Origin of the sequence: Albidovulum salinarum (genome assembly GCF_025673475.1) — a bacterium.
Lineage (GTDB): Bacteria > Pseudomonadota > Alphaproteobacteria > Rhodobacterales > Rhodobacteraceae > Albidovulum > Albidovulum salinarum.
The window spans coordinates 181,232-205,845 of sequence record NZ_JAOVQO010000003.1; the positions used below are offsets into that span (position 1 = coordinate 181,232).

Sequence of the window (24,614 nt, forward strand, 5' to 3'; positions counted from 1 at the left end):
CCATGCGACCGATCATCGAGGTCCGCGACCTTTCCAAAACCTATGCCAGCGGCACCCATGCCCTCTCGGGCGTGACGCTCGACATCGCCGGGGGCGAGATCCTCGCGCTCCTCGGACCGAACGGCGCCGGCAAGACCACCTTCATCTCGATCACCTGCGGCCTCGTCACCCCCACCGGCGGCTCGGTCAGCGTCGACGGGCACGACATCGTCCGCGACTACCGTGCGGCGCGGTCGCTGATCGGGCTCGTGCCGCAGGAGATCACGCTCGAATTCTTCGAGACCGTGATGAACACGGTGCGCTTCTCGCGCGGGCTCTTCGGCAAGGCACCTGACGACGCCTACCTCGAAAAGGTGCTCCGGGCGCTGGCACTCTGGGACAAGCGCGACGCGAAGCTGCGCGAGCTGTCCGGCGGCATGAAGCGCCGGGTGCTGATCGCCAAGGCGCTCGCCCACGGACCCCGCATCCTCTTTCTCGACGAGCCCACCGCCGGCGTCGACGTGAACCTCCGCCGCGAGATGTGGGAGGTCGTGCGCGGCCTGAAGAAGGAAGGCGTCACGATCATCCTGACCACGCATTACCTCGAAGAGGCCGAGGAGATGGCCGACCGCGTCGGCATCATCGACAAGGGGCGGCTGCTCCTCGTCCGCGACAAGACCGAGCTGATGCACGAATTCGGCCAGAAGATCCTCACCGTTGAGCTGACCGACCCCGTCGCCGCGCTGCCCGCCCCCCTCGCCGGCCTCGGGCTCGACCTCGGCGACGACGGGCGCACGGTCCGCTTCCGCTACGACACCCATGCCGACCGCTCCGGCATCGCCCGGCTGCTCGCGGAATTCGCCGGCCACGGGCTCGCGGTGCGCGACCTCTCCACCGAACAGACCTCGCTTGAGGAGGTCTTCCTGCGGCTCGTGAGGGACATGGCATGAACGCGCGCTCGATCCTGACGATCTTCAACTTCGAGATGGCCCGGTTCTGGCGCACGCCCTGGGAATCGCTCGCCGCTCCGGTCGTCTCGACCGTGCTCTACTTCGTCGTCTTCGGCGCAGCGATCGGCAGTCGCATCCAGTCGGTCGAGGAGATCAGCTACGGCGCCTTCATCGTGCCGGGCCTGATCATCCTAACCGTCCTGCAGCAATCGCTTGCCAATGCCGCCAACGCGATCTTCATGCGCAAGTTCGTGGGCACGATCTACGAGATCCTCTGCGCCCCGGTCTCTTTCCTCGAGGTCGTCGCCGGCTTCGTCGGCGCGGCGGCGCTGAAATCGGTGATCATCGCCATCGTCATCTACCTCACCGCGCTTTTCTTCGTCGACCTGCCGCTCGCCCATCCGGTGCTGGCGCTCCTCCTCCTGGTCCTGACCTCTTTCGGCTTTGCGCTCTGGGGCTTCCTGATCGGGATCTGGGCCAAGGACTGGCAGCAGCTGCAGTTCATCCCGATGATGGTGATCACCCCCCTCGTCTTCCTCGGCGGCGCCTTCTATTCGACCTCGATGCTGCCGCCGTTCTGGGCCGCGGTGGCGAAGCTCAACCCGGTCCTCTACCTCGTCTCGGGCTTCCGTTGGACCTTCTTCGGCCTCGCCGACGTGCCGCTTGCCGCCTCGGTCCTCGCCCTCGCGATCTTCCTCGCGCTCGGCTTCCTCGCCGTCTGGGCGATCTTCCGCACCGGCTGGCGGCTGCGCGCCTGACCCTTTCCTTGACCGCCGTGAGCGCGTATACGCCGCCGCCATGACCCAGAACCCGCCGAACCTCCGCCCCGATCTCGCGCCGAAGCCCGTCTTCGACGGTCCCGCCCGCCCCGGCCAGCCCCGGATCGGCATGGTCTCTCTCGGCTGCCCCAAGGCGCTGGTCGACAGCGAGCGGATCCTGACCCGCCTTCGCGCCGAGGGCTACGCGATCAGCCCCGACTACGCTGGCGCGGACGCCGTCATCGTCAACACCTGCGGCTTTCTCGACAGCGCCAAGGCGGAAAGCCTCGAGGCCATCGGCGAGGCGCTTACGGCCAACGGCCGGGTGATCGTCACCGGCTGTCTCGGGGCCGAGCCCGACTACATTACCGGCGCGCATCCTTCCGTCCTCGCGGTGACCGGCCCGCATCAGTACGAACAGGTGCTCGACGCGGTTCACGGCGCAGTGCCGCCCGCGCCCGATCCCTTCGTCGACCTCATGCCCGCGACCGGCGTGAAGCTCACGCCCCGGCATTACAGCTACCTCAAGATCTCCGAGGGCTGTAACCACAAGTGCCGGTTCTGCATCATCCCCGACATGCGCGGCCGCCTCGTCTCGCGCCCCGCCCATGCGGTCGTCCGCGAGGCGGAAAAGCTGGTCGAGGCCGGGGTGCGGGAACTGCTCGTCATCAGCCAGGACACCTCGGCCTACGGGCTCGACCTGAAACACGGGGTCAGCGCCGGCCGCGACGGGCGCGAGCACCGCGCCCATATCACCGACCTCGCCCGCGACCTCGGCAGCCTCGGCGCCTGGGTCCGGCTGCACTACGTCTACCCCTACCCCCATGTGCGCGACCTCATTCCGCTGATGGCCGAGGGGCTGGTGCTGCCCTATCTCGACATCCCGTTCCAGCATGCCCATCCGGAGACGCTGAAGCGCATGGCACGCCCCGCCGCCGCCGCGAAGACGCTCGACGAGATCGCGGCCTGGCGCGCCATCTGCCCCGAGATCACACTCCGCTCCACCTTCATCGTCGGCTATCCCGGCGAGACCGAGGCGGAGTTCCAGACCCTTCTCGACTGGATGGACGAGGCCCAGCTCGACCGCGTCGGCTGCTTCCAGTACGAGAACGTCGCCGGCGCGCGCTCGAACGCCCTGCCCGACCACGTCCCCGACGAGGTCAAGCAGGAGCGCTGGGACCGTTTCATGGAAAAGGCGCAAGGGATCTCGGAGGCGAAGCTCGCCGCCAAGGTCGGCACCCGGCTTGAGATCATCGTCGACGAGGTCGACGCCGAGGGCGCGACCTGCCGCACCAAGGCCGACGCGCCAGAGATCGACGGCAACCTCTTCATAGACGAGGATTTCGAGGCGCTGAATCCCGGCGACATCGTCACCGTCGAGGTCGACGAGGCCGGCGAATACGACCTCTGGGGGCGGATCGCCTGAAGGCGTGACGACACTCAGGCGATCCGGCTCTCCTTGGCGCTACGCGGGCGGCTTGTAGGCCGCAGCGATGGCCTTTGCCTTTTCCTGCGCCGCCTTGAACTCGGCGGCGGTGAAGGCCTGGACCGTCCGCATATGGCTGATCTGGCCCGAGGCGCCAACCGCCATGAGGGCCGGCAGCATGTCCTGCATCGAGGGGGCTTCCGAGATCGCCATGAAATCCCGCTCGCCCGAGGTCAGGTAGAAATGCAGCAGCTTGCCGCCCGCAGCCTCGATCAGCGCCCGCGCCGCGGCCTCGCGGTCCGACGGGCTCGCGATCATGCCCTTGATGGCGGAGCTCTCGTAGTTTCCGGTGAGAATGAATGTCGGCATGCTGTCCTCCCAAACAGTTGAACGCCCGATCAAGCGCCGGACGATGCACTTAAGTGTCTGTAGGCAAGTGCCCTTTTCTACCACACGAACGCGATTCACGCCATGCGGGACGAACGGCGGATTCAGCCGAGAAGCACCACGAGCCAGGCCACCCCGCCCGCGATCGCCGTCGCCGCCACCGCCGCCGAACCGCAGTCCTTGGCCTTGCCGGCCCGCGGATCGCGCTCCGGCGAGGCGAGATCGACGATCTCCTCGATCGCGGTGTTGAAGAGCTCCGCCGCGAGGATCAGGAGGCCGAGCGCGAGGATCATCGCCCGCTCGCCCGCGCTCAGGTCGAGCGCGAAGGCGAGCGTCGCGGAGGCGAGGTTGACCACCGTCCACTGGCGAAGCGACTTCTCGCTCGCCCAGGCCGCCGACCAGCCCTGCCAGGACCAGATGCAGGTATTGGCGAAGCGCCGGAGCTCGGCGGTTACGATGGCGCGCATGGGTCCCTCCGGTCGATCTTCCCGCGACCTTAGCGCCGTGCCGGGGCGGCTGCCAATCGCCGACCGTTGCCCGACGGAATGCCGACATTTTGCCGCCCGCGCCGCAGCGGCCTCAGCCGCACTCGGCCAGGTAGATCCGCACCGCCTCGGTGACACGTCGGAACCGGTCGCCGCCGAGCTTCACCCCGCCATACCAGCGGGTGACGACGACGATGTGGTTGACCAGCCCCTCGCGCTCGAGCATCCGCAGGATCACCGCCCCGGCGCCGGCCTCGCCGTCGTCGTTCTTCACCCCCTCGCGCCGCCCATCCTCGTCAAGGAGCAGCGCCCAGCTGTTATGGGTGGCGCGCGCGAACTTCTTCGCTCGGGTGAGTTCGACCAGAAACGCCGCCGCGGCCTCGCGGCTCGCCGCCGGGCCACCCGACACGGCGTATTTCGAACCGCGATCGCTCAGCACGTTCTCGATGATCCGCATAGCACCTCCGCCGCCGGGAATAGGACCTGCGGCGGGCGCTGCCAAGCCTGCGGCCGGGCGTTGTTCAGACGATGCCGCGCAGGCCCTCAAGCACGGCGCGGTTCGCGCACCATTCGGGCGCTACATGCGCGTGGCGGTCATGGCCGGGCTCGCGCCGCAGTTCCTGGCCTTCGTGGCAGTCGCGGCAGAGCGCGAGGATCGCGCGGAAATCGTCCAGCGTGAGGATCCCCGACTGGATCGCCTCGCCGATATCGACGCCGTGGCGCCGCGTCTCCTCCTCGGTCAGGAAATAGGGAAGCTCGGCCCCGGCCCCGCCGGACTTCGCCGCCATCGTCACGACACTACCCATCGCGCCTTCCTCCGATCCGTCGCGTTTGCGCCACCATCGCGCGATGACCATGGCCGACGCCTTGATTCAAATCAAGAGCCGTCGAAACCGCGGTCAGCGCAGCCCTGCAAGCGTGCGGCGCACCGTATCGATCCGGCTGGCATTGGGCGGATGGGTTCCTAGGAAACGGTTGCCGGGATCGGGAATGCGCATGAAAAACTCCGCGCCGCGCTCGGGGTCGTAGCCGGCCTGCCAGGCGAGGATCGTGCCGAGCGAGTCGGCCTCAAGCTCGTGATCCTTAGCGAACCGGCGGGCGCCGAACGTGCCGCCGATGTTCTGGGCGCCGCGGATCGCGCTCGAGTCGGCCCCGGTCGCGGCGGTCAGCACACCGGCGATCAGCGCGCCGGTCATCGCCTCCTGCTGCTGGCGCGGGATGTGGCCGGCGATGTGATGCGCGGCCTCGTGACCCATGACGAAGGCAAGCTCGTCGGTGTTGCGCGCTTCGGCGATCAGGGGAAGCGTGAAGGCGATGATCGGCCGCCCCGAGCGGTCGAGCGTTTGGAACGCGTTCGGCGGCTGGCCGGGCCGGTCGTCGACGACGATGCGGAAGTCGCAGTTCCCGGCACCCATGTTCCAGCATTCGCGCTCGATCACCGGCTCCATGCGGCTGACGACGCTGGTGAAGTTGCGGGCCGCGACCCGGGGAGGAACGGCGGGGCCGGGATCGACGGCCGGCCCGGTCGGATAGGGTCCCTGTGGATAGGGAGCCTGCGGATAAGGCGATTGTGGAACGGTCTCGACACAGCCCGCCAGCATGACGGTTGCGAGGATCGCCAGTTTTTTCATTCGCCTCTCCCGGGCCGCTTTGACTGCTCTGCGTAGGGTCAAGTTAGCGCTGCGCCGCGATCAGCGAAAGGCCCCGCGACCAGCGTTCACGATCCCGTGCGGACGTCCGCTTTTCGCGGCGACTCCGGCCCGTCGCAGACCGCCATTGAGCCCGGTCGCGGGCCGCGCTAGGCTGGGGCCATGTTTACAATCGAGCACGATTTCGACGCCACCGTCATCACCCTCGTCGACGAGGGAAGTCCCCACCTCGAAGAGGATGTGACCATCCAGGGCTTTGCCGAATGCGTGACGATCGAGCAATACGATCCGCGCAAGGACGAGGTCTGCAAGATCGTCATGTCGATGGCCCAGGTGCGCGAGCTTGCCGCCGCGCTGAACCTGCCCGAAGGCGTCTACCGGCTGAAGCCGAAAAGCTGACGGGTCAGACCCCGAACCACTTTCCCCACAGCCCCGCCGCCTGGAACATCAGGCCGAGCGTGACCATCAGGATGGCCAGCCCCAACTTGTCGCGCATCGCGAAGACGATCGGGTCGTAGTCCTGCTTGCCGTTCCAGCCGAGCATGACCATTCGGACGAGCCAGAGCCACATCGGCAGCATCGACAGCCACAAGACCCAGGTCGCGGGATAAAGCACGCGTCCCTGCTCGCTGATCGAAAACAGAAAGAAGACCAGGAGCGCGCCCACCGTTCCGAGCCCGGCGACGTTCAGAAGATCGCCGCGGTCCTGACGCCCGTACCCCCGCCCCGGCAGAGGTTGGTCGTCGGTGGTGAGCGTCAGCTCGGTCAGCCGCTTGACACAGCCGAGCGTGACGAAGACCGGAAGAAGGAAGATCAGCGCGTAGATCGACACCGCGACCCCTCCCGCCGCCGCGCCGGCGATCACCCGGATCGTGTAGAGCGCGGAAAGCGTCGCCACGTCGACCCATCGCATCCTCTTGAGCTTCAGCGAATAGGCGAGCGACAGGATCATGTAGAGCACGACCACGCCAAAAAACGCCCAGTTGATCGCTGCCGCCAATCCGAGCGCCAGAAGGCCGAGCACCGCGAAGGCGGCCATGCCGACCGCGATCGGGACCTCGCCGCTGGCGAAGGGGCGCCGGCATTTCGTCGGGTGCAGCCGGTCCGCCTCGAGGTCGAGAAGGTCGTTGACGATGTAGATCGCGGAGGCGGCGGCCGAGAAGGCGACGATGCCCCACAGGATCGGCACCAGCGTCGCGAGATCGAAGCGAAGCGACACGATCATCGCGAGCAGCAGGAGCAGGTTCTTGACCCAGTGATGCGGTCTGAGCGCACGGATCAGAGCGGCCGGGCTCCAGCCGCCGGGCAGTTCGACGACGTTCTGACCTTGCGCGGTCAGCGCCCGTGCCGACGGAACCCGGCCCACGACGAGTGCGTTCTCTGCGCGTTCCCACACCGGAATGTCCACGGCCGCGTCGCCGGCATAGTCGAAGCCGCGCTCGCCGAAAGCCGCAACCAGCGCCTCGGCCTTGGTCGGCCCCTTGAGGTCGATCTCTCCGTCGGAGGCGAAGACCTCCTCGCTCAGCCCATATTCCGCGGCCAGCCGTTCGACCAGGCTACGATCTGAGGCGGAGGCGAACACGACCTCGCGGCCGGCCATGCGCGAGCGCAGCGCGAGATCGGCGATCTCGGGATTGACCGGCAGGAGGTCGGTGCGCAGCGGCGCAATCGCCGCAAGCTCGGCCTTGAGCCGTTCGGGCCGGCGGAAGTTGCGTACCAGCGCGCCGAGGGTCGCGACCGGATCGCGTCCGAGCCCCGCCCAGAAAGTCTCGAGCGGCATGTCGGTCTTCAGAAACGTGCCGTCTACGTCGAGGACGAGCGGCTTCACCTCGGTCATCGCGGGCAACTCAGCCTTCGACCACGAAGACGCAACCGTCCGACACCAGCATCGGCGGCGTGCGGCAGAGGCCGCGCGCCACGGTCCAGGCCGCGAGTACCTTCGGCACATAGGCGCGGGTCTCGGAATAGGGCGGCACGCCGCCATTGTTCTTCACCGCGTTTTCGCCGGCATTGTAGGCGGCGAGCACCATCAGCGGATCGCGGTTGAATTCGCGCATCAGCCAGTCGAGATAGGCGACGCCGCCCCTGATGTTCTGGACCGGGTCCTTGCTGTTGCGCACCCCGAAGCGGTCCGCCGTTGCCGGGATGAGCTGCATCAACCCCACCGCACCGGCCGAGGAGACCGCGTCGGCCCGCCCCGCACTCTCGACCGCGATCACCGCGAGCGCGAGCGCGGGCGAAACCTCGGTGCCGATCGTCGCATTCAGGATCTCGCTGCCGTGACGCGCCGCGATGTCGCGCAAGTGCTGGAGCCGCGGAGCGGGGACGACCGTGCCGCCCGGCCCCTGGCTCAAGGTGGCGAGCGCGACGTCGAACCGTCCTGCCGAGTTGCCGAGCGATGGCGACACAGATTTCCAGTACCAGTCGTATTCGCTCGGAGAAGGCGGCCCGGACGGCACCGCCGGCTCGAGGCCGGGCGCCCGCCCGCCGCGCGGGATCGGGTTCTCCGGCGGCGGCAGCGGCGTGGACGCCAGCCGCAGCGCCTGCTCGGCGGGGTCGATCTGCACGGTTATACGCTTGGTGCCGGGGGCCGAGCCTCCCGATTTCGGCGCGCCTACCCGCTTGAAAGTGAACTCCGGATAGGGGGCCGCGGCGGTTTCCGCCTGCAGCGTGCCTGCGATCAGCGCCACGACGACGCTATAGAATAGTGCCTGTCCATACCGACGCACGGTTATGCCCGCCCTGCCTTCTTGAGGTTGTTCTTTAACTCTTTTCCCAGAATCTGCCTGCGGGAACCAGCATTTACCGCTCTCTTCCTGGCCAAATCCCACCTGATTCGGCCTTTTGGCAACAGGTCGATACGCGAAGCTGCGTCACTATCATTTTTTTATTTGCCGCCTTATCAATGACTTAAGGCAGTTCTGAAAAATACTTAACGCAACCACAAAAAGTACGATCGCCGCCCCAATCATGCCACGTTTCGAGGGCCAGATTAGCCCATGCCGCGACCGGGACGAGGCCCTGGAATACCTCGGAAGATCGGATGCGGATGGCGAAACGGGCGAAGCAAACGGAGAGAAACATGAAGTTCTTCAAACTGTTCAAGAAGTTCCACAACGAAGAAGACGGCGCCGTGACCGTGGACTGGGTCGTGCTGACCGCCGCTGTCGTCGGCCTCGCCGTCGCCGCCCTTGCCGCGGTCCAGCAGGGCAGCGACGGTCTGGCCGGAAAGATCCAGGCTTGGCTGGATGGTTCGGAGGTTCCGGCCACCATGCTCGGGGCATCCTCGACCACGCCGTAATCCGGCACTTCGGTCACGCCGACCGAACGAGAGCCGCGCCTTCAGGGCGCGGTTTTTCGTTTCCGATGCGGACGGGCGTACAGCGCAAGAAATCGGGCGCAAAAATGACCGATGCCCGCCGCTTTGGCGCCATGATGCGCGGCTCTACTGGGCCGGGGGCGAGGGCAGATCTGGCGTTCAACCGCCGCAAACATCGCACGACGATTGCGAGGCATGACATGAAAATTTTGAGAAGATCAAAACGCTTCGCTGCCGACGAGGACGGCGCCGTCACTGTCGACTGGGTGGTCCTCACTGCTGGCGCCTGCGCTCTCTCCGTAGCCACGATGCTCGGAATGAAGGGAAGCATGAACAGCGTCGGCGATGCGGTGAAGCGTTATCTCGACACTAGGACCGTCCCCGAAACCATTCAGGCCCCCTGAACCTCGACGGCCCGATAGACCGAGCCCCTGCCCAAGTGGCAATGTGCGTGGGGCCCGTCCACCGCTCGTGCGGCTCGGCACGGCATTTTCCTGCCGAGTGTTTCCCGGATGCGGGATATTCCTCCCTGCCGGCTCGCTTTGACCACCATTTCGCCGTATTCTCCGCGGATATTCCACGATAAGCAGGCGGATGGGCGCACCCAGCGAAGGAGCGGCGCCTGAGGCCTATTCGACGAAAGGAATCGACATGCGTCTGGTTTTTGGTCTGGTCCTGGTGCTCGGGGTCGCCCTTGCAGGCTTTGCCGTCTACATGGCGCAAGGGTATATCGAGCAGGCTCAGGCGGAGCGTGACATGCTCGCCGCGAGGCAGGCGCAGGCGACGAAGCTCGTGGATGTCGTCGTGACCAAGCGGCCACTGAGATATGGCGACCGGTTTACGGCCGACGATCTCGAGGTGATCAAGTGGCACGAAGGCAAGGTCCCCGAAGGCGCCTTCAATGCCATTACCGCGCCGAAGGGCGGCGACGCCTCGATCGTGCCGGTCTTCTTGGAGGGTGAAACGCGGCCCCGCGCCGCGATGCGCAGTTTCCAGCCGTTCGAGCCGATGCTCGCGTCCAAGATCACCAATCCGGGAGTGGACGCGGGAATCACGGCCACTCTCACCCCGGGCATGCGCGCCTTCGCCATCAGTGTCGACGTGACGTCCGGCGTCTCAGGCTTCCTGCGTCCCGACGACAGGGTCGACATCTACTGGAGCGGCAATATCAACGGCCAGGACACGGCGAAGCTGATCGATACCAACGTGAAGCTGATCGCGATCGACCAGTCCGCCGATGCCGACCGCTCCGAAGAGACCAGAATTGCCCGCACTGTCACCATCGAGGCGAAACCGGAACAGGTGGCGGCGCTCGCGCTTGCCCAGCAGACCGGGCGCCTGACGCTGGCCCTCGTCGGCAGCGGTGACGAAACGGTCATCGGCGCGGTCGAGATCGACCGCAACAAACTGCTCGGCATCGTCGAAGCTGCGCCGGCGCCCGCAGTCGCGCCGGAACCCGTCTGCAGCGTCCGCACCAACAAGGGCGGCGAGATCGTCGAGACGGTGATCCCCTGCACCAACTGATCCGCCCGCGCGGAAACGAGGGCGCGCCGGTCACCCTATGTGGTGGCCGGCGTTTCTTTTTTCACAACGCGTGTGGGAGTGTTGCCCCACGCCCACATAAAGAACTTTGTGCAAACACTTGATAGTTGCAAACAAACGCAGGTTCCCGCAATCTTGCTGCAAGCCGGGCAAATTCGACCCGTTCCTGAAGAAGTGACGGAGAGGCAGGTCACATGAGCACGAAGAAAATATTTGCGGCAGGATTGCTGGGCGCGACGCTCACGCTGGCCATCCCCGCTTCCGCCGGTGCGGAAACTCTGAAAATCGTCAGTGGTTCGGTTGCGAGTGCACTTGTCGTCCCCATGAACCGCGCGGTAGTGGTCGAATCAGACGTACCGTTTGCCGAGCTTTCGATCGCCAACCCCGGAATCGCTGACATCTCGACGCTCTCGGACCGGACGATCTATGTTCTCGGCAAGGCCCCGGGGCGCACGACGCTCACGCTTCTCGCGCCGGATGGCAAGCTGATCACCAATGTCGACGTCCAGGTCTCGCTTGATGTCGCGGAGTTCAAGGAGCGCCTTGAACAGATCCTTCCCGGCGAGAAGATCGAGGTCCGCACCGCGAATGACGGTATCGTTCTGTCGGGCACCGTGTCCTCGACGCAGGGGCTCGACCGGGCGCTCGATCTGGCCGAACGCTATGCGCCGGGGCGGGTTTCGAACCTGATGGGCGTCGGCGGGGTTCAGCAAGTCATGCTGAAGGTCCGATTCGCCGAAGTGCGGCGCGGCGTCGCGAAGCAGCTTCAGGCCGGCGTCGCCGCCTCGGTATCGACGTCCGACCTGGCCGGTGCCTTCGGTCTCGGGCCATCGGCCGGCCTAGCGCTCGGCGAAACGAACGATGCAACAGGGCTCGCCCCGATCAGCCCCAGTGTAATACCGAACTCCGAGAATACCGGACAGGCGCTTCTCGGCTTCTCGGCCGGTGCGTTCGAATTTGGTATCCTGCTCGAGGCGCTTGAAAGCAAGGGTCTGGTGCGCACGCTCTCCGAACCGAACCTGACGACGCTGTCGGGTCAGGAGGCCAGCTTCCTCGCCGGTGGCGAGTATCCGATCCCGGTGCGCGGCGACAACAACACGATATCTGTCGATTACAAGCCGTTCGGTGTCGAACTGGCCTTTACGCCCCGCGTGGTCGACGGCGATGTCATCAACCTGATGATCAACGCCGCGGTGTCGGGCATCGACCCGACCGTAAGCGTCACGGCCGCCGGCATCTCGGTCAACGCCTTCCGTCGCCGCGAGGCCGAGACCACGGTCGAGATGCGCGACGGCGAGAGCTTCGCGATTGCCGGCCTGCTCCAGGACGACTTCACCGACCTGAACGACCAGGTTCCGTGGCTCGGCGACATTCCCGTCCTCGGGGCGCTGTTCCGCAGCACCGACTACCAGCGCAACCAGTCCGAACTCGTGATCATCGTCACGCCGCATCTCGTCACGCCGACCCGCGGCGAGGCGCTGGCGCTGCCGACCGACCGCGTCCGGCCGCCGAGCGAGGCCGAGTTGTTCCTGTTCGGCAAGACCGCGTCGTCCGGCGGTGCCGTCGGCGAAGTCGCCAAGCAGGACTATTCCGGTTCCTACGGCTACGTGATGGAGTAAGACGATGCCAATGACAAAGAGCCTCCTCCTCCTCTCGGCCGGCTTCGTAGCACTCGCTGGCTGCTCGAAGGAAACCAACATGGGCCGGGCCTTCTATGCCGAGGCCGGATCCGAGATCGAGACCAGCGACTTCGGCAATGCGACGATGAACAACACGCTCGTGCAGACCGGCCAGAAATCCTATGCGATCGATCTAACGCGCCGCTTCGCGGCCGATGTGCCGAACACCGTGAACTTCGCCTTCGACAGTTCCCAGCTCGACGGCGAGGCGCATGCGGCGCTGCGGCAGCAGGCCCACTGGATCCGTCAGTTCCCGGAAGTGCGGTTCCGCGTCTACGGCCATACCGACCTTGTCGGATCGAACGCCTACAACAAGGCGCTCGGCTTGCGTCGCGCGCAAGCAGTCGTGGCATATCTGTCGAGCCAGGGTATCAGCCGCTCGCGGCTTGAGGCTGTCGCCTCGTTCGGCAAGACCCAGCCTCTGGTCTTCGTCCAGGCGCCGGAACGGCGCAACCGGCGTACCGTCACCGAGGTGTCCGGCTTCGTCGAAAAGCATCCGACGATCCTCAACGGCAAGTACGCCCAGGTGATCTGGCGCGAGTATGTGCGCAGCGCCGAGCCGGTTCACAGCCAAGCGCAAGTGACGGAGGGCGCCGCTGCGGCTGGCTCCGGCAGCTGATTTCTGCCGAGATTGTTTCTGTGTATGGGCGGACTTTGGCAACAAAGTCCGCCCAATTCACCTCATCGTCCACCCACAACGCATAATTACGATCTTTTAGCCCCAATATTGCCAAGATTCTCGCGGAGTTTCGAAACTCGGGAGCAATGGCGCGGCGCCCGAGTCGCGCCGGGTGAACGGAATTGGCCATATGGGATGCAGAGCGGACGCTCGACGCCCCCGGTTTGAAAGACGCACCCGCGTAGAGAAGGACATGTGTTAATGAGCAGCGTAGCAGCATTGCAGCCGGAGCCGGCGCCGATCGTCGCTTGCACAATTTCGCGCGATGTCAGCAACTTCGACCTCCTCATCGAGGATATGGAAACGGAGCTCGGCGAAAGCTGGGGTGACCTGACGTTCGACGATGCGGCGCAGTTCCTCAATCAGCCGGACGCCGATTCGCTCGAGTTCGTCGCCATCGCGGTCGACACACAGGACGAGAACGACCTTGCGCGGATCTCCGGCATCATCACGACTGCGAAGGACAAGGGCGTGAAGGTGATCCTGATCGCCGAAGAGGTCAGCCCGATCGCGCTGCACCAGCTTCTCAAGCTCGGCGCCGACGATTTCGTCCCCTACCCCCTGCCTGAGAACGCCCTGCGCGAGGCGATCGAGCGGGTGAACCGGGCGCCGGCCGTCGCCCAGGTCATGCACGAGCCGGCCCAGACGCCGGGCTTCAAACCGAAAGGCGATCGCAACGGCGTGATCCTGCCGGTCCACGGCCTCGCGGGCGGATCCGGAGCGACGACGCTGGCCGTGAACCTAGCGTGGGAACTCGCGACCGTCCAAAAAGACGACTCCCCGCGGGTCTGTCTGCTCGACCTGGACTTCCAGTACGGTTCGGTCTCGACTTATCTGGATCTGCCCCGGCGCGAGGCAGTCTACGAGATGCTCTCGGACACGGCCTCGATCGACAATGTCAGCTTCATGCAGGCGCTTCTTCCGTTCAATGACAAGATCCATGTCATGACCGCGCCGTCGGAGATGCTGCCGCTCGACATCGTGACCTCGGAGGACATCAACCGGGTGCTCGACGTGGCGAAGGCCAATTTCGACTTCGTGGTGGTCGACATGCCCTCGACGGTCGTGCAATGGACGGAAGCCGTCCTTAACCAGTCCCACGTCTATTTCGCGATGATGGAGCTCGACATGCGTTCGGCGCAGAACGCGCTGCGGATGATCCGGGCGCTCAAGGCCGAGGAACTGCCCTACGAAAAGTTGCGTTACGTTCTCAACCGGGCACCGAAATTCACCGACCTCTCCGGCAAGAGCCGGGTGAAGCGTCTGGCGGAAAGCCTTGGAATCACGATCGAGCTTCAGCTCCCGGACGGCTCGAAGCAGGTCACCGAGTCCAACGATCACGGCCTTCCGCTTGCGGACACGGCAGCGAAGAACCCGCTGCGGCGGGAGATCGCCAAGCTCGCGAAGTCGATCTACGAGCTGAACAAGGCCGCCGAAGCCGCCCTGTAACCTGGAGAGACCGCAATGTTTTCCCGTTACAAGAAATCGGCCAGCGCCGCCCCGGCGGCGACCGAACAGGCCAGACCGGCAGCGGAAGCGCCGAGCGCGCCGGCCGTCGCCGCCGTCCGGCGCCAGCCGCTCGCCGCGGCTCCGACGGCCCAGTCGATTGCGGCTGACAAGGAGAAGAAGCGCAAGGAGAAGATGAGCGAGTTGAAGGTCGAGCTGCACAAGCGGCTTCTCGACAACCTCAACCTCGCCGCGCTGGAACACGCCACGGAAGCGGACCTCCGCCAGGAGATCGTCGCGATCTCGACCGAGGCACTCGAGGAACTGAGCGTCGTCCTGAACAAGGACGAGCGCGCCAACCTGTTCCAGGAACTCTACCACGAGGTCATGGGCCTCGGCCCGCTGGAGACGCTGCTCAAGGACGACTCCGTCAACGACATCCTCGTCAACGGCCCCCGGCAGATCTTCGTCGAACGTGACGGCAGGCTCGAGCTGACCGACATCACCTTCAAGGACGAGCGCCATCTCCTGCGCATCATCGACAAGATCGTTTCGGCCGTGGGCAGGCGCGTCGATGAATCGAACCCCTATGTCGACGCCCGCCTCGCCGATGGATCGCGTTTCAACGCGATGGTGCCGCCAATCGCGGTCGACGGCTCGCTCGTCTCGATCCGGAAGTTCAAGAAGGAAAAGCTCGGGGTCGACGACCTCGTCCGCTACGGCGCCTTCACCGAGGAGATGGCGGCCTACCTTCAGGCCGCGGTATCGACGCGCCTGAACATCATCGTGTCGGGCGGTACGGGTTCCGGTAAGACGACCTCGCTGAATGCCCTGTCGTCCTTCATCGACAACTCCGAGCGGATCCTAACGATCGAGGACACCGCGGAACTCCAGCTCCAGCAGGTGCATGTGGGCCGGATGGAAAGCCGCCCGCCGAACGTCGAGGGCAAGGGCGCGGTGACCCAGCGCGACTGTCTCAGGAACGCGCTCCGGATGCGTCCCGACCGCATCATCGTCGGCGAAACCCGCGGCGAAGAAGTCATCGACATGCTGCAGGCCATGAACACCGGCCACGACGGCTCGATGACCACGATCCACGCCAACTCCGCCCGCGACGGCATCTCGCGCCTTGAGAACATGATCTCGATGGCCGGGATCGAAATGCCGATCAAGGCGGTGCGGGCCCAGATCGCCTCGGCCGTCAACCTCATCGTGCAGGTCTCGCGCCTTCAGGACGGCTCCCGCCGTATGGTCTCGATCACCGAGCTCACCGGGATGGAGGGCGACGTCATCTCGATGCAGGAGATCTTCCGCTACGAGCGGCTCGGCATTGCCCCCGACGGCAAGATCGTCGGCCGGTTCACCGCGACCGGCGTGCGCTCGGCCTATGCCGAACGCTTCCGCCAGTGGGGCTACGATCTTCCGGCCTCCATCTATGACCCCATCGCCGCGGAGTAAACGCGCATGATCATCAGCCCCACCCCGATCATCTATGCACTGATCTTCCTGGCCGTGCTTCTTCTGGTCGAGGGCATCTACCTCGTCGTCTTCGGCAAGTCGATTTCGCTGAACTCGAAGGTGAATCGGCGGCTCGATCTGCTCGATAAGGGCGGCAAGCGCGAACAGGTGCTCGATCAGCTTCGCAAGGAGGCGAGCCAGCACCTCAAGGCAAGGGGCATTCCGCTCTACTCCGTCCTCGCCAGCAAGGCACAGAAGGCCAACATCGCGTTCTCGCCGAAGGCCCTGATCGGCATGATGATCCTCCTGTCCTTCGTCGCCTTCCTGGGGCTGAAGATCGGCACCTCCGCCTCGACCCCGATCCAGATCGCCGTGGCCTTGGTGATGGGCGTCGGCGCGGTCTATCTCTGGATCGCCCGCAAGGCCAAGAAACGCATGGACCTGGTCGAGGAACAGCTTCCGGACGCGGTGGAACTCATGGTCCGCTCCCTGCGCGTCGGCCACCCCTTCTCCTCGGCGATCCAGATCGTCGCCAAGGAAGTCGCCGATCCACTCGGGTCCGAGTTCGGCATGATCGCAGACGAGAGCGCCTACGGTCGCGATATCACGGAATCCCTCAAGGATCTCGCTGAACGCATGGACATGCAGGATCTACGCTTTCTCGCAGTCGCCGTGACGATCCAGCAGCAATCCGGCGGCAACCTCGCCGAGATCCTCGACGGCCTCGCCAAGGTGATCCGCGCCCGGTTCCGGCTGTTCCGGCGCGTCCGCGCCATCACCGCCGAAGCGAAATGGTCCGGTGCGTTCCTGTCGTTGTTCCCGTTCGGCGTTCTTGCGGTGATCCAGGTCTTCAAGCCAACCTATTTCGACACCGTGAAGGACACTGCTGCCTTCATCCCGGCGGCGCTGGTCGTCTTCACAATGCTCGGAATAAACTTCATCTTCATGAAGATGATGGTCAACATCAAGGTCTGAGGGGGGCTGACCGTTATGCTCAACGCGATCAACGACTTCCTGATCGAGAGCTTTGGCCCGCTCGGCCCGCTCTTCGCGGTTGCCGTGCTCGGTGTGCTGCTGATCGCGGCCGCCCTGCCGACGATTCTGAAGAAGCGGGCCGATCCCTACGCCAAGCTGCGCGATACCGCGGGCCCGGCCGCCGGAACCGTCCGAACCCCGGAAAAGAAGACGCTGCGGGCGGCACGTGGCTCGGACAAGCTCGACAAGTTCGCGACTTTCCTCGAACCCAAGACCGCAGAGGAAATGAGCACGTCGCGGCTGAAGATGACCCGTGCCGGCTATCGCGGCCGCGACGCGGTTCGGACCTTCCACGCGATCCAGTTCATCCTCGGCATCCTCTTCCTGCTCGCAGGCGTGGTCTACGCCATCTTCGCCTCGGCAAGCGATGAGATATCTTCCGTCAAGCTGATCCTCTCCGTCATCATACCCGGAGCGGTCGGCTACTACCTGCCGCGATACTGGATCGAGCGCCGGATACAGACCCGCCAGCAGGAGATCCAGAACGGCTTTCCCGATGCGCTCGACATGCTTCTGGTCTGCGTCGAGGCAGGCCAGTCGCTTGATCAGGGTATCATCCGGGTTTCCAAGGAACTAGCCGCGGGTTATCCCGCCCTCGCCGAGGAGTTCGAGGTCGTCTCCCAGGAGATCAAGGCCGGCAAGGACAAGCCCTCGGTCCTGCGTGCCTTCGCCGAGCGGTCCGGTGTGCAGGATGTCGCCTCTTTCGTCACCGTGATGATCCAGTCGCAGACCTTCGGCACCTCGATCGCCGAGGCTCTGCGGGTCTATGCGTCGGAAATGCGCGACAAGCGGGTGATGCGGGCCGAGGAGGCTGCGAACAAGCTGCCTACCAAGATGACTCTCGGTACGATGCTCTTCACCGTGCCGCCGCTCCTGATCATCCTTGTGGGGCCCTCGCTCTACGACATGCTCCAGCTGTTCGCGAATTTCGGTCCCTGACTTCATGACATTGCGCATTCTTGGACTTGTGGCCGCGATCGGCCTCCTGGCGGGCTGCGAGTCGACCGGCGGCCAAGCCGCAATGGGCGACTCACCCTTCGCTCCATCAGGCACGGTCAAGGGCGAGGAGGCGGTTGACGGCCTCATCGTCGGTCACCGGCTGATGGAAGCCAAGGAGTACGAGATGGCGCTCAAGGCCTACATGCGCTCCGCCTCCGAACATGGCCTGACCGTCGACGTGCTATCAGCAATCGGCTCTGCCAACCTCCAGCTCGGCCGGCTCGGCCAGGCGGAGACCATTCTTCGCCGCGCAATAGAAACGGACGAGACCTTCGTGCCCGCTTGGAACAATCTCGGCGTCGTGCTGATGGAGCGCGGCGAGGTCGCCGAGGCGAGCCGCGTCTTCAAAGCCGCTTTCGCTCTCGACAGTGGCCGATCGGACGCCATACGCGATAATCTGCGTCTCTCGCTCGCCAAGCTCGAAGAACCGGCCTATGATGATTCCGACAATAGCGAATTTTCGCTGGTGCGGCGCGGGCACGGGCAATTCCTGCTCCTCACCAAACACTGAGGCACGAGGCAGCAAAGGACGCAGACAATGCGCCATCCCTTCCTGATTTCGCTCTGCATCGCCGGCGTGTCGGTTCTCCCGGCCTGTGAGAAGAACTCGGATGCCGACGTCAAGCGCGCGATCGAGAGCGTCAACGTCATCGACGAGAGCAACCTCAACGACGTCATGCTGACGGTCGCCGATCCCAACGAATCCGTGGCTTACTTCCAGAAAACGGTCGCGCAGTACCCCGACCGGATCGACCTGAAGCGCGGCCTCGCGAAGTCGCTGGTGCGGGCCAAGAAGCCGACCGAAGCCGCGATCGCCTGGCGGGCCGTCATCGACAGCGCAGAAGGCACCAATGAAGACCGCGTCGCGCTGGCCGACGCGCTGATCCGCGCCAATGATTGGAAGAAGGCCGAGGCTGAACTAGCGCAGATCCCGCCGACCCATGAGACCTACGATCGCTACCGTATCGAGGCAATGGTGGCGGATGCGAACAAGAAGTGGTCCAAGGCCGACAGCTTCTACGAAACCGCCGTCGGCCTGACCACGCGGCCGTCGGGCGTGCTCAACAACTGGGGCTACTCGAAGCTGACCCGCGGCGATTTCGCCGGCGCGGAGAAGCTGTTCTCCGAGGCGCTGACCTACGACCGGTCCTCCTTCACCACCAAGAACAACCTCGTCCTCGCTCGCTCGGCGCAGCGCAAATATGACATGCCGATCGTGCCGATGACCCAGCAGGAACGGGCGGAACTGCTCTATACCGCCGGCCTGACCGCGATCAAGCATGGCGACGTGACCATCGGACAAGGTCTTCTCGAGGATGCCGTCGAGACCAGCCCGCGCTACTTCGACCAGGCGGCCCGCGCGCTCGAGACGCTCAACGCCAGCGTGACGAAGGGTTGACCCGGTGCTCGGCCTGCCTGCCTCGCAGGCGTATCTGATCCTTCTGATCTGTGTTCTCCCGGTCTGCGCATGGGTTTGCTGGTCGGATCTTCGCTCGATGCGGATCCCCAACGTCGCGGTCTTTGCGCTGGTCGGGATCTATGCGGTCGTAGGGGTCCTCGTCCTGCCGTTCGAGTTCTGGGCGTGGCGCTGGCTCAACCTCGTGGTGGTTCTCGCGATCGGCTTCGTCCTGAACGCGGTCGCCCATTTCGGTGCTGGCGACGCCAAGTTCGCAGCCGCCGCAGCGCCATTCATCCCGGCGGCCCATGCCGCGCTGGTGCTGCCGCTGTTCGCCGCCTTCTTGCTCGGTGCCTTCAGCGCCCACCGCCTCCTCCGCGCGATCCCGGCGATTCGGCGGATGACTCCGGACTGGGTGTCCTGGACGCGCAAGGATTTCCCGATGGGCCTCGCCCTCGTCGGCACGCTCGTCGCCTACCTTGCGATCCGCGCGTTCCTGCCCGAAGCATGACTCAATCCGGGCGCAATCGCTCCGGCCTCGGTGCAGCGCGGGCCGCGGCTCCGCCAGTCCGAGTTGTGCACGGTGCTGATTCATGCCGCTACGTCACCTCCATGCGCAAACCGGTCGCGGCGAGCGCCTCCCCCGAGCGGGTTCGACCTGCGGGCAACACCCGCTGCGGCAATGACAAAGCTAGGCCAATTGCCGCCTCGATCCGGATTTGTTTCCATTTTTTGGCCACAATGCCCCGGCACATTGCCGCTGTGAATCCCGTTGCAGATCGAGGGTTGTCGCGCGTGTCACAGCCCGTGCGCTGCCGTCGACTGGCGTCCAAGGAGGCCCCGACCCGATGAACATGCAGGTACCCAACGTCGTCGCGCCCTCCCCGCCGCGCTCTCTGGCAGAGACCGGCCTTTCCGTCGTGATGTTGCGCGACTTGCTCCTCAAGACCATGTTCCGCATGAATCTGGAGCGTGCCTCGGAGATTTCGCGGATCATCGCCCTACCCCTGCCCGTCACGCAGGAACTGATCGACCTTGCGCGCGGCCAGAAACTCCTGGAGGCCACGGGCACGCTGCACGCGAATTCCGGCGGCGAGATGGGGTATCAGCTCGCCGATGCCGGCAAGGCGCGCGCGCTCGATGCGCTGAGTCAGTCGGAATACTACGGCGCGGCGCCGGTCCCGCTTGAGGTCTATCGCGAGCAGGTCCGGAAACAATCGATCCGCAATGTGCAGATGACGCGCCAGCAACTCACCGGCGCGATGGGCCACCTGATCCTGCCCGACGAGCTTCTCGACCATCTCGGGCCCGCCGTCGGCGCGGGGCGTTCGATCCTGATGTACGGGCCTCCGGGCAACGGCAAATCCTCGATCTCGAACGGCATCCGCGATGCGATCGGCGACAAGATCTACGTCCCGAAGGCGGTCGAGTATTCCGGCCAGGTGATCACGGTCTACGATCCGATCGTGCATTCCGCGGCCGAGGCGTCGGTCGACGATCCGACGAGCCTGCGCCGCACGTCGAACCGCTTCGACAACCGCTATGTGCTTTGCGAGCGTCCGACGGTGATCACCGGCGGCGAATTGTCGCTGGAGATGCTCGATCTCACCTACAATCCGACGGCCCGGACCTACACCGCGCCGCTGCAGATGAAGGCGACCGGCGGCGTCTTCATCATCGACGACCTCGGTCGCCAGCAGGAGCCGCCGCAGAAGATCGTCAACCGCTGGATCGTGCCCCTGGAAGAGAACCGCGACATCCTCGCGCTGCAGTCGGGCGAGAAGTTCGAGGTGCCGTTCGACACGCTGGTGATCTTCTCGACGAACTTCCACCCGAACGAGATCTTCGACAAGGCGGCGCTGCGCCGGATCTTCTTCAAGATCAAGATCGACGGTCCGAACCAGGAGATATTCCTCAAGATCTTCGCGATGGTCGCGAAGCGGAAGAACATTCCCCTGGACGAGCAGGCGCTTCTGCACCTCCTGAAGGTCAAGTACCCGACGATCGACAATGTCTATGCGAACTACCAGCCGGTTTTCCTGATCGACCAGATGATCGCGATCTGCACGTTCGAGGGCATCCCCAACCAGATGTCGCCCGAACTGATCGACCGGGCCTGGGCCAACATGTTCGTCCGCGACGAGAAGATCATTCACTGATGCGTGGAATTGGTATTGCAGGGTCGGCTCGCATCGCGCGACCCTTTCTCGCCCGGCTGAACGCCGCTGGAATCATGGCCGAGGCCTTCGGCCTTGCGCCGCTCGACGGCGCCGGGCACGAGGCGAGCGCCGCCGAGGCCGAGGTCTTCGCGAACGGTCTCACCTGCCTCATCATCGCGCCCCGCGGCATCGCCGAGACGGAGGCGCTGCTGTTCGAGGGGCCGGCCTTCGCCAAACGCGCGGCCAGCCTTCGGACCATCGTGATCGCGGCGACCCTGTCGCCGCGCTATGTGCGCGCGCTCCGCGGCCGCGTCGGTGACGGGATCGCGCTGATCGACGCGCCCTATACCGGCTCGCTCCGCGCGGCCGAGGAAGGCCGGCTGTCGTTCTTTATCGGCGGCGAAGAGGATGATATCAGCCGCATCGCACCGGTCTTCGACGAGCTTGGCCACCAGGCGACTCGGATGGGCGGCTTCGGTACGGCGATGGCTGCGAAGGTGATGAACGATTTTCTGGCGGCGTCTGCGACCGCGCTGACGCGGATTGCCCTCGACTGGGCCGAGGCGCAGGGTATCGACGAGGCGCGGCTTCTCGAGATGACTGGCGACACGCTCGATGGCCTCCTGTTGCCGGGCCACGACCTCGCCGATCCGGTCGCGCCCGGCGGAGGCGCGGTCGACTGCGTCACGACGCTGGTGCGAGAGGTGGAGACGGCGCTCGACACCGCGCTGAAGGGCGCGCATCTGACCCCGCCCCACAAGGTGCAGGAAATGTTCCGCAGCATGAAGTCGCGGGCGCTGCACTGAGCTTGGCGCGGGCCGGGCAACGCGCCTAGACTGGGGCCATGCAGCCCCTGCCCGCCCCTATTTCCGACTGGTTCGCGTCCCGCGGCTGGCAGATCCATCCGCACCAGCAGGCGCTTCTGGATCGCGCCGGCAACCCCGCGCTCCTCCTCGTGGCACCGACCGGCGGAGGCAAGACGCTTGCCGGTTTTCTGCCGACGCTTGTCGAATTGACGGGTGGGACGCAGGCCGGCTTGCACACGCTCTACATTTCGCCCCTGAAGGCGCTGGCGGCCGATATCCGTCGCAACCTGACGGTGCCGGCGACGGAGATGGGCCTGCCGATCCGGATCGAGGATCGCACCGGCGACACCTCGCAAGCCAGGCGACGTCGCCAGCGGGCCGATCCGCCACATATCCTCCTCACGACGCCGGAAAGCCTCGCGCTGCTCCTGAGCTACCAGGACGCGCCGCGCATCTTCGCGGGGCTTTCGCGCGTGATCGTCGACGAGGTCCACGCGCTCGCGGAATCGAAGCGGGGCGACCAGCTCATGCTGTGCCTCGCCCGGCTTTCGCGGCTGGCGCCGGGGCTGCGCCGCGTCGGGCTCTCGGCCACGGTCGAGGATCCCGACGCCATCGCCCGTTTTCTCGCGCGCCACCCGGACCCCTGCGCGATCATTCGTGCCGATCCCGGCCCCGACCCCGATATCGCGATGCTTGAGACCGACACGCCGCCGCCCTGGGCCGGCGGCGGCGGCCGCTACGCGATCCCGCAAGTGCTCGCCGAGATCCGCCGCCACCGCACGACGCTGGTCTTCCACAACACCCGCGCCCAGGCGGAGCTCTTCTTCCGCGACCTCTGGATGGCCAACGAAGAGGGCCTGCCGATCGGCATCCACCACGGCTCGCTCGCCCGCGAGGCGCGCGTGAAGGTCGAGGCGGCGATGGTCGCGGGCGAGTTGCGCGCGGTGGTCTGCACCGGATCGCTCGACCTCGGCATCGACTGGGGCGATGTGGACCTCGTGATCCAGGTCGGCGCGCCGAAGAACGTCAAGCGGCTCGTGCAGCGGATCGGCCGCGCGAACCACCGCTACAACGCGCCGTCGAAGGCGCTGCTGGTACCGGCAAACCGCTGGGAGGTGGTCGAGTGCGAGGCCGCCCTGCAAGCGGTGAAGGCGCATGACCTCGACGGCGACCCACGCGGCCCCGGGCCGCGCGACGTCCTCTGCCAGCACATCCTCATCGCCGCCTGTTCGGGCCCCTTCGACGCGGGCGATCTTTATTCGGAAGTCACCTCCGCCGGCCCCTACGCCGCGCTCACGCGGGCCGGGTTCGACGCCTGCCTCGAGTTCTGCGCCACCGGCGGCTATGCGCTGAAGGCCTATGACCGGTGGCAGCGGCTGATGCGGCGCGACGGTCTCTGGTCCCTGCGCGATCCGCGCGCGAGCCGCGACATCCGCATGAATATCGGCACGATCACCGATACCGAGATGGTCAAGGTGCGCTGGCAGAACCGGCTTGGCGGCCAGCCCCTCGGCGAGGTCGAGGAGGCTTTCGCCGCGACGCTGACACCGGGCGAGACCTTCCTCATCGGCGGCCAGGTGGTGCGCTATGTCGGATTGCGCGAGATGGCGCTGGAGGTGGCCCCGGCCCCCGGCCGGGAACCGAAGATCGCGGTCTATTCCGGCACCAAGTTCTCCACCTCGACGCAGCTTTGCGACCGCATCCTCGCGATGCTCGGGCAGGAGAGTTGGCCCGACCTGCCAGCGTCGACCGCGGAATGGCTGGCGCTTCAGCGCGAGGTCTCGCGCCTGCCCGCACCCGACCGGCTGCTGGTCGAGACCTTCCCGGCCGAGGGCCGGCCGCATCTCTGCGCCTACGGCTTCGCCGGCAAGGCGGCGCAGCAGACGCTCGGGCTGCTCCTGACCAAACGCATGGAGGAGGAAGGGCTGAACCCGCTCGGCTTCGTCGCGACCGATTACGCGACCCTGATCTGGGGGCTCGACGCGGTGCCCGATCCGGCGCCGCTCTTCGACCGGGCGGCATTGCGCGAGGGGCTGGAGGGCTGGCTTGCCGGCAACGCGGTGATGAAGCGGACCTTTCGAAACGTGGCGCTCGTCGCCGGGCTCATCGCGCGCAACCATCCCGGCGCGCGCAAATCGGGACGGCAGGCGACCTTTTCCTCCGACATCCTCTACGACACGCTGCGGCGCTACGATCCGGGCCATCTGTTGCTCGAGGTCACCCGCGAGGAGGCGATGCGCGGGCTCGTCAGCTTCGGCCGGATCGAGGCGATGCTGGACCGCGCCGGAGGCCGGATCGACCTTCTCGCCCTGCCGCGTGTGACGCCCTTCGCGGCGCCCCTGTTCCTCGAGCACGGGCGCGTCCCGGTCGAGGGGGCGGCGCGCGAGCGGCTGATGGATGCGGCGGCGGAGCGGCTGATGGCGGAGGCTGGGCTCGGCTGAGGCGATGGCCGGGGCGGCTGC

General features: G+C 65.7%; 26 protein-coding genes. 19 read left to right on the forward strand and 7 right to left on the reverse strand.

Annotated elements, in window-relative coordinates; genetic code table 11:
• The first annotated feature begins 2 nt into the window (after positions 1-2).
• Genes OEZ60_RS04425 through rimO form a run of 3 tightly spaced genes read left to right on the forward strand, consistent with a single transcriptional unit; the run spans position 3 to position 3,113 of the window.
• Positions 3-929: an ABC transporter ATP-binding protein gene (locus tag OEZ60_RS04425; protein ID WP_263333611.1), complete on the forward strand. Its 927-nt coding sequence runs from the start codon at positions 3-5 to the stop codon at positions 927-929.
• Positions 926-1,687, forward strand: a complete 762-nt coding sequence (locus tag OEZ60_RS04430) for an ABC transporter permease (protein WP_263333613.1) — start codon at positions 926-928, stop codon at positions 1,685-1,687. Before OEZ60_RS04425 ends, OEZ60_RS04430 begins: the two co-directional genes overlap by 4 nt.
• 40 nt (positions 1,688-1,727) lie before the next feature.
• The gene (gene rimO, locus OEZ60_RS04435) at positions 1,728-3,113 is read left to right on the forward strand and encodes a 30S ribosomal protein S12 methylthiotransferase RimO (RefSeq protein ID WP_263333614.1); all 1,386 of its coding nucleotides are present in this window, start codon (positions 1,728-1,730) and stop codon (positions 3,111-3,113) included.
• Between the two features lie 39 nt (positions 3,114-3,152).
• Here the strand turns inward: rimO and OEZ60_RS04440 are convergent, their stop codons facing one another.
• From OEZ60_RS04440 to OEZ60_RS04460, 5 genes are all read right to left on the reverse strand, one after another.
• Positions 3,153-3,482, reverse strand: coding sequence for a GYD domain-containing protein (locus OEZ60_RS04440; protein WP_263333616.1), 330 nt, complete (start codon positions 3,480-3,482; stop codon positions 3,153-3,155).
• A gap of 122 nt (positions 3,483-3,604) precedes the next feature.
• Positions 3,605-3,967 (reverse strand): diacylglycerol kinase, encoded by a 363-nt coding sequence (locus tag OEZ60_RS04445; RefSeq protein ID WP_263333618.1) that lies wholly within the window; start codon positions 3,965-3,967, stop codon positions 3,605-3,607.
• Positions 3,968-4,079: 112 nt separating this feature from the next.
• A complete protein-coding gene (locus OEZ60_RS04450) occupies positions 4,080-4,442 on the reverse strand; it encodes a YigZ family protein (RefSeq protein WP_263333620.1) in 363 nt (120 codons plus the stop codon).
• A gap of 64 nt (positions 4,443-4,506) precedes the next feature.
• Positions 4,507-4,842 carry a DUF6455 family protein gene (locus OEZ60_RS04455; RefSeq protein WP_263333622.1) on the reverse strand — a complete coding sequence of 112 codons (336 nt, stop codon included), beginning with the start codon at positions 4,840-4,842 and terminating at the stop codon, positions 4,507-4,509.
• Positions 4,843-4,884: 42 nt separating this feature from the next.
• Complete coding sequence (locus OEZ60_RS04460) at positions 4,885-5,616, reverse strand: M48 family metallopeptidase (RefSeq protein WP_263333624.1); 732 nt, start codon at positions 5,614-5,616, stop codon at positions 4,885-4,887.
• Between the two features lie 180 nt (positions 5,617-5,796).
• Here OEZ60_RS04460 and OEZ60_RS04465 point away from each other — a divergent pair, with 180 nt between their 5' ends.
• Positions 5,797-6,033, forward strand: coding sequence for a hypothetical protein (locus tag OEZ60_RS04465; RefSeq protein ID WP_263333626.1), 237 nt, complete (start codon positions 5,797-5,799; stop codon positions 6,031-6,033).
• 4 nt (positions 6,034-6,037) lie between these two features.
• Here the strand turns inward: OEZ60_RS04465 and OEZ60_RS04470 are convergent, their stop codons facing one another.
• Both OEZ60_RS04470 and OEZ60_RS04475 read right to left on the reverse strand, forming a co-directional pair.
• Entirely contained in the window at positions 6,038-7,471 is a 1,434-nt protein-coding gene (locus tag OEZ60_RS04470; protein WP_263333628.1) for a UbiA family prenyltransferase, read from the reverse strand.
• A 10-nt stretch (positions 7,472-7,481) separates the two neighbouring features.
• Positions 7,482-8,324, reverse strand: coding sequence for a lytic transglycosylase domain-containing protein (locus OEZ60_RS04475; RefSeq protein ID WP_411709781.1), 843 nt, complete (start codon positions 8,322-8,324; stop codon positions 7,482-7,484).
• 392 nt (positions 8,325-8,716) lie between these two features.
• Here OEZ60_RS04475 and OEZ60_RS04480 point away from each other — a divergent pair, with 392 nt between their 5' ends.
• The 15 genes from OEZ60_RS04480 to OEZ60_RS04550 all read left to right on the forward strand — a co-directional run bounded on the left by OEZ60_RS04480 (position 8,717) and on the right by OEZ60_RS04550 (position 24,593).
• Positions 8,717-8,935, forward strand: a complete 219-nt coding sequence (locus OEZ60_RS04480) for a hypothetical protein (RefSeq protein ID WP_263333630.1) — start codon at positions 8,717-8,719, stop codon at positions 8,933-8,935.
• A gap of 104 nt (positions 8,936-9,039) precedes the next feature.
• On the forward strand, positions 9,040-9,357 hold the full coding sequence (locus OEZ60_RS04485; RefSeq protein WP_263333632.1) for a hypothetical protein: 318 nt from the start codon (positions 9,040-9,042) through the stop codon (positions 9,355-9,357).
• A gap of 247 nt (positions 9,358-9,604) precedes the next feature.
• Complete coding sequence (cpaB, locus tag OEZ60_RS04490) at positions 9,605-10,477, forward strand: Flp pilus assembly protein CpaB (RefSeq protein ID WP_263333634.1); 873 nt, start codon at positions 9,605-9,607, stop codon at positions 10,475-10,477.
• A 212-nt stretch (positions 10,478-10,689) separates the two neighbouring features.
• A complete protein-coding gene (locus tag OEZ60_RS04495; protein ID WP_263333636.1) occupies positions 10,690-12,114 on the forward strand; it encodes a type II and III secretion system protein family protein in 1,425 nt (474 codons plus the stop codon).
• Between the two features lie 4 nt (positions 12,115-12,118).
• The gene (locus OEZ60_RS04500) at positions 12,119-12,793 is read left to right on the forward strand and encodes an OmpA family protein (protein WP_411709782.1); all 675 of its coding nucleotides are present in this window, start codon (positions 12,119-12,121) and stop codon (positions 12,791-12,793) included.
• 261 nt (positions 12,794-13,054) lie between these two features.
• Entirely contained in the window at positions 13,055-14,302 is a 1,248-nt protein-coding gene (locus OEZ60_RS04505; RefSeq protein ID WP_263333638.1) for an AAA family ATPase, read from the forward strand.
• A gap of 15 nt (positions 14,303-14,317) precedes the next feature.
• Entirely contained in the window at positions 14,318-15,757 is a 1,440-nt protein-coding gene (locus OEZ60_RS04510) for a CpaF family protein (protein ID WP_263333640.1), read from the forward strand.
• A 6-nt stretch (positions 15,758-15,763) separates the two neighbouring features.
• Complete coding sequence (locus OEZ60_RS04515; RefSeq protein WP_263333641.1) at positions 15,764-16,732, forward strand: type II secretion system F family protein; 969 nt, start codon at positions 15,764-15,766, stop codon at positions 16,730-16,732.
• A 15-nt stretch (positions 16,733-16,747) separates the two neighbouring features.
• Positions 16,748-17,731 carry a type II secretion system F family protein gene (locus OEZ60_RS04520; RefSeq protein WP_263333645.1) on the forward strand — a complete coding sequence of 328 codons (984 nt, stop codon included), beginning with the start codon at positions 16,748-16,750 and terminating at the stop codon, positions 17,729-17,731.
• Between the two features lie 4 nt (positions 17,732-17,735).
• Positions 17,736-18,302 (forward strand): tetratricopeptide repeat protein, encoded by a 567-nt coding sequence (locus tag OEZ60_RS04525; RefSeq protein WP_411709783.1) that lies wholly within the window; start codon positions 17,736-17,738, stop codon positions 18,300-18,302.
• A gap of 27 nt (positions 18,303-18,329) precedes the next feature.
• Complete coding sequence (locus OEZ60_RS04530; protein ID WP_263333646.1) at positions 18,330-19,190, forward strand: tetratricopeptide repeat protein; 861 nt, start codon at positions 18,330-18,332, stop codon at positions 19,188-19,190.
• 4 nt (positions 19,191-19,194) lie between these two features.
• Complete coding sequence (locus tag OEZ60_RS04535; RefSeq protein WP_263333648.1) at positions 19,195-19,698, forward strand: prepilin peptidase; 504 nt, start codon at positions 19,195-19,197, stop codon at positions 19,696-19,698.
• A gap of 337 nt (positions 19,699-20,035) precedes the next feature.
• Positions 20,036-21,346 carry an ATPase gene (locus OEZ60_RS04540; RefSeq protein WP_263333650.1) on the forward strand — a complete coding sequence of 437 codons (1,311 nt, stop codon included), beginning with the start codon at positions 20,036-20,038 and terminating at the stop codon, positions 21,344-21,346.
• Positions 21,346-22,152 carry an NAD(P)-binding domain-containing protein gene (locus tag OEZ60_RS04545; protein WP_263333653.1) on the forward strand — a complete coding sequence of 269 codons (807 nt, stop codon included), beginning with the start codon at positions 21,346-21,348 and terminating at the stop codon, positions 22,150-22,152. The genes OEZ60_RS04540 and OEZ60_RS04545 overlap by 1 nt, the downstream gene beginning before the upstream one ends.
• A gap of 38 nt (positions 22,153-22,190) precedes the next feature.
• Entirely contained in the window at positions 22,191-24,593 is a 2,403-nt protein-coding gene (locus tag OEZ60_RS04550) for a ligase-associated DNA damage response DEXH box helicase (protein WP_263333655.1), read from the forward strand.
• Positions 24,594-24,614 lie beyond the last annotated feature (21 nt).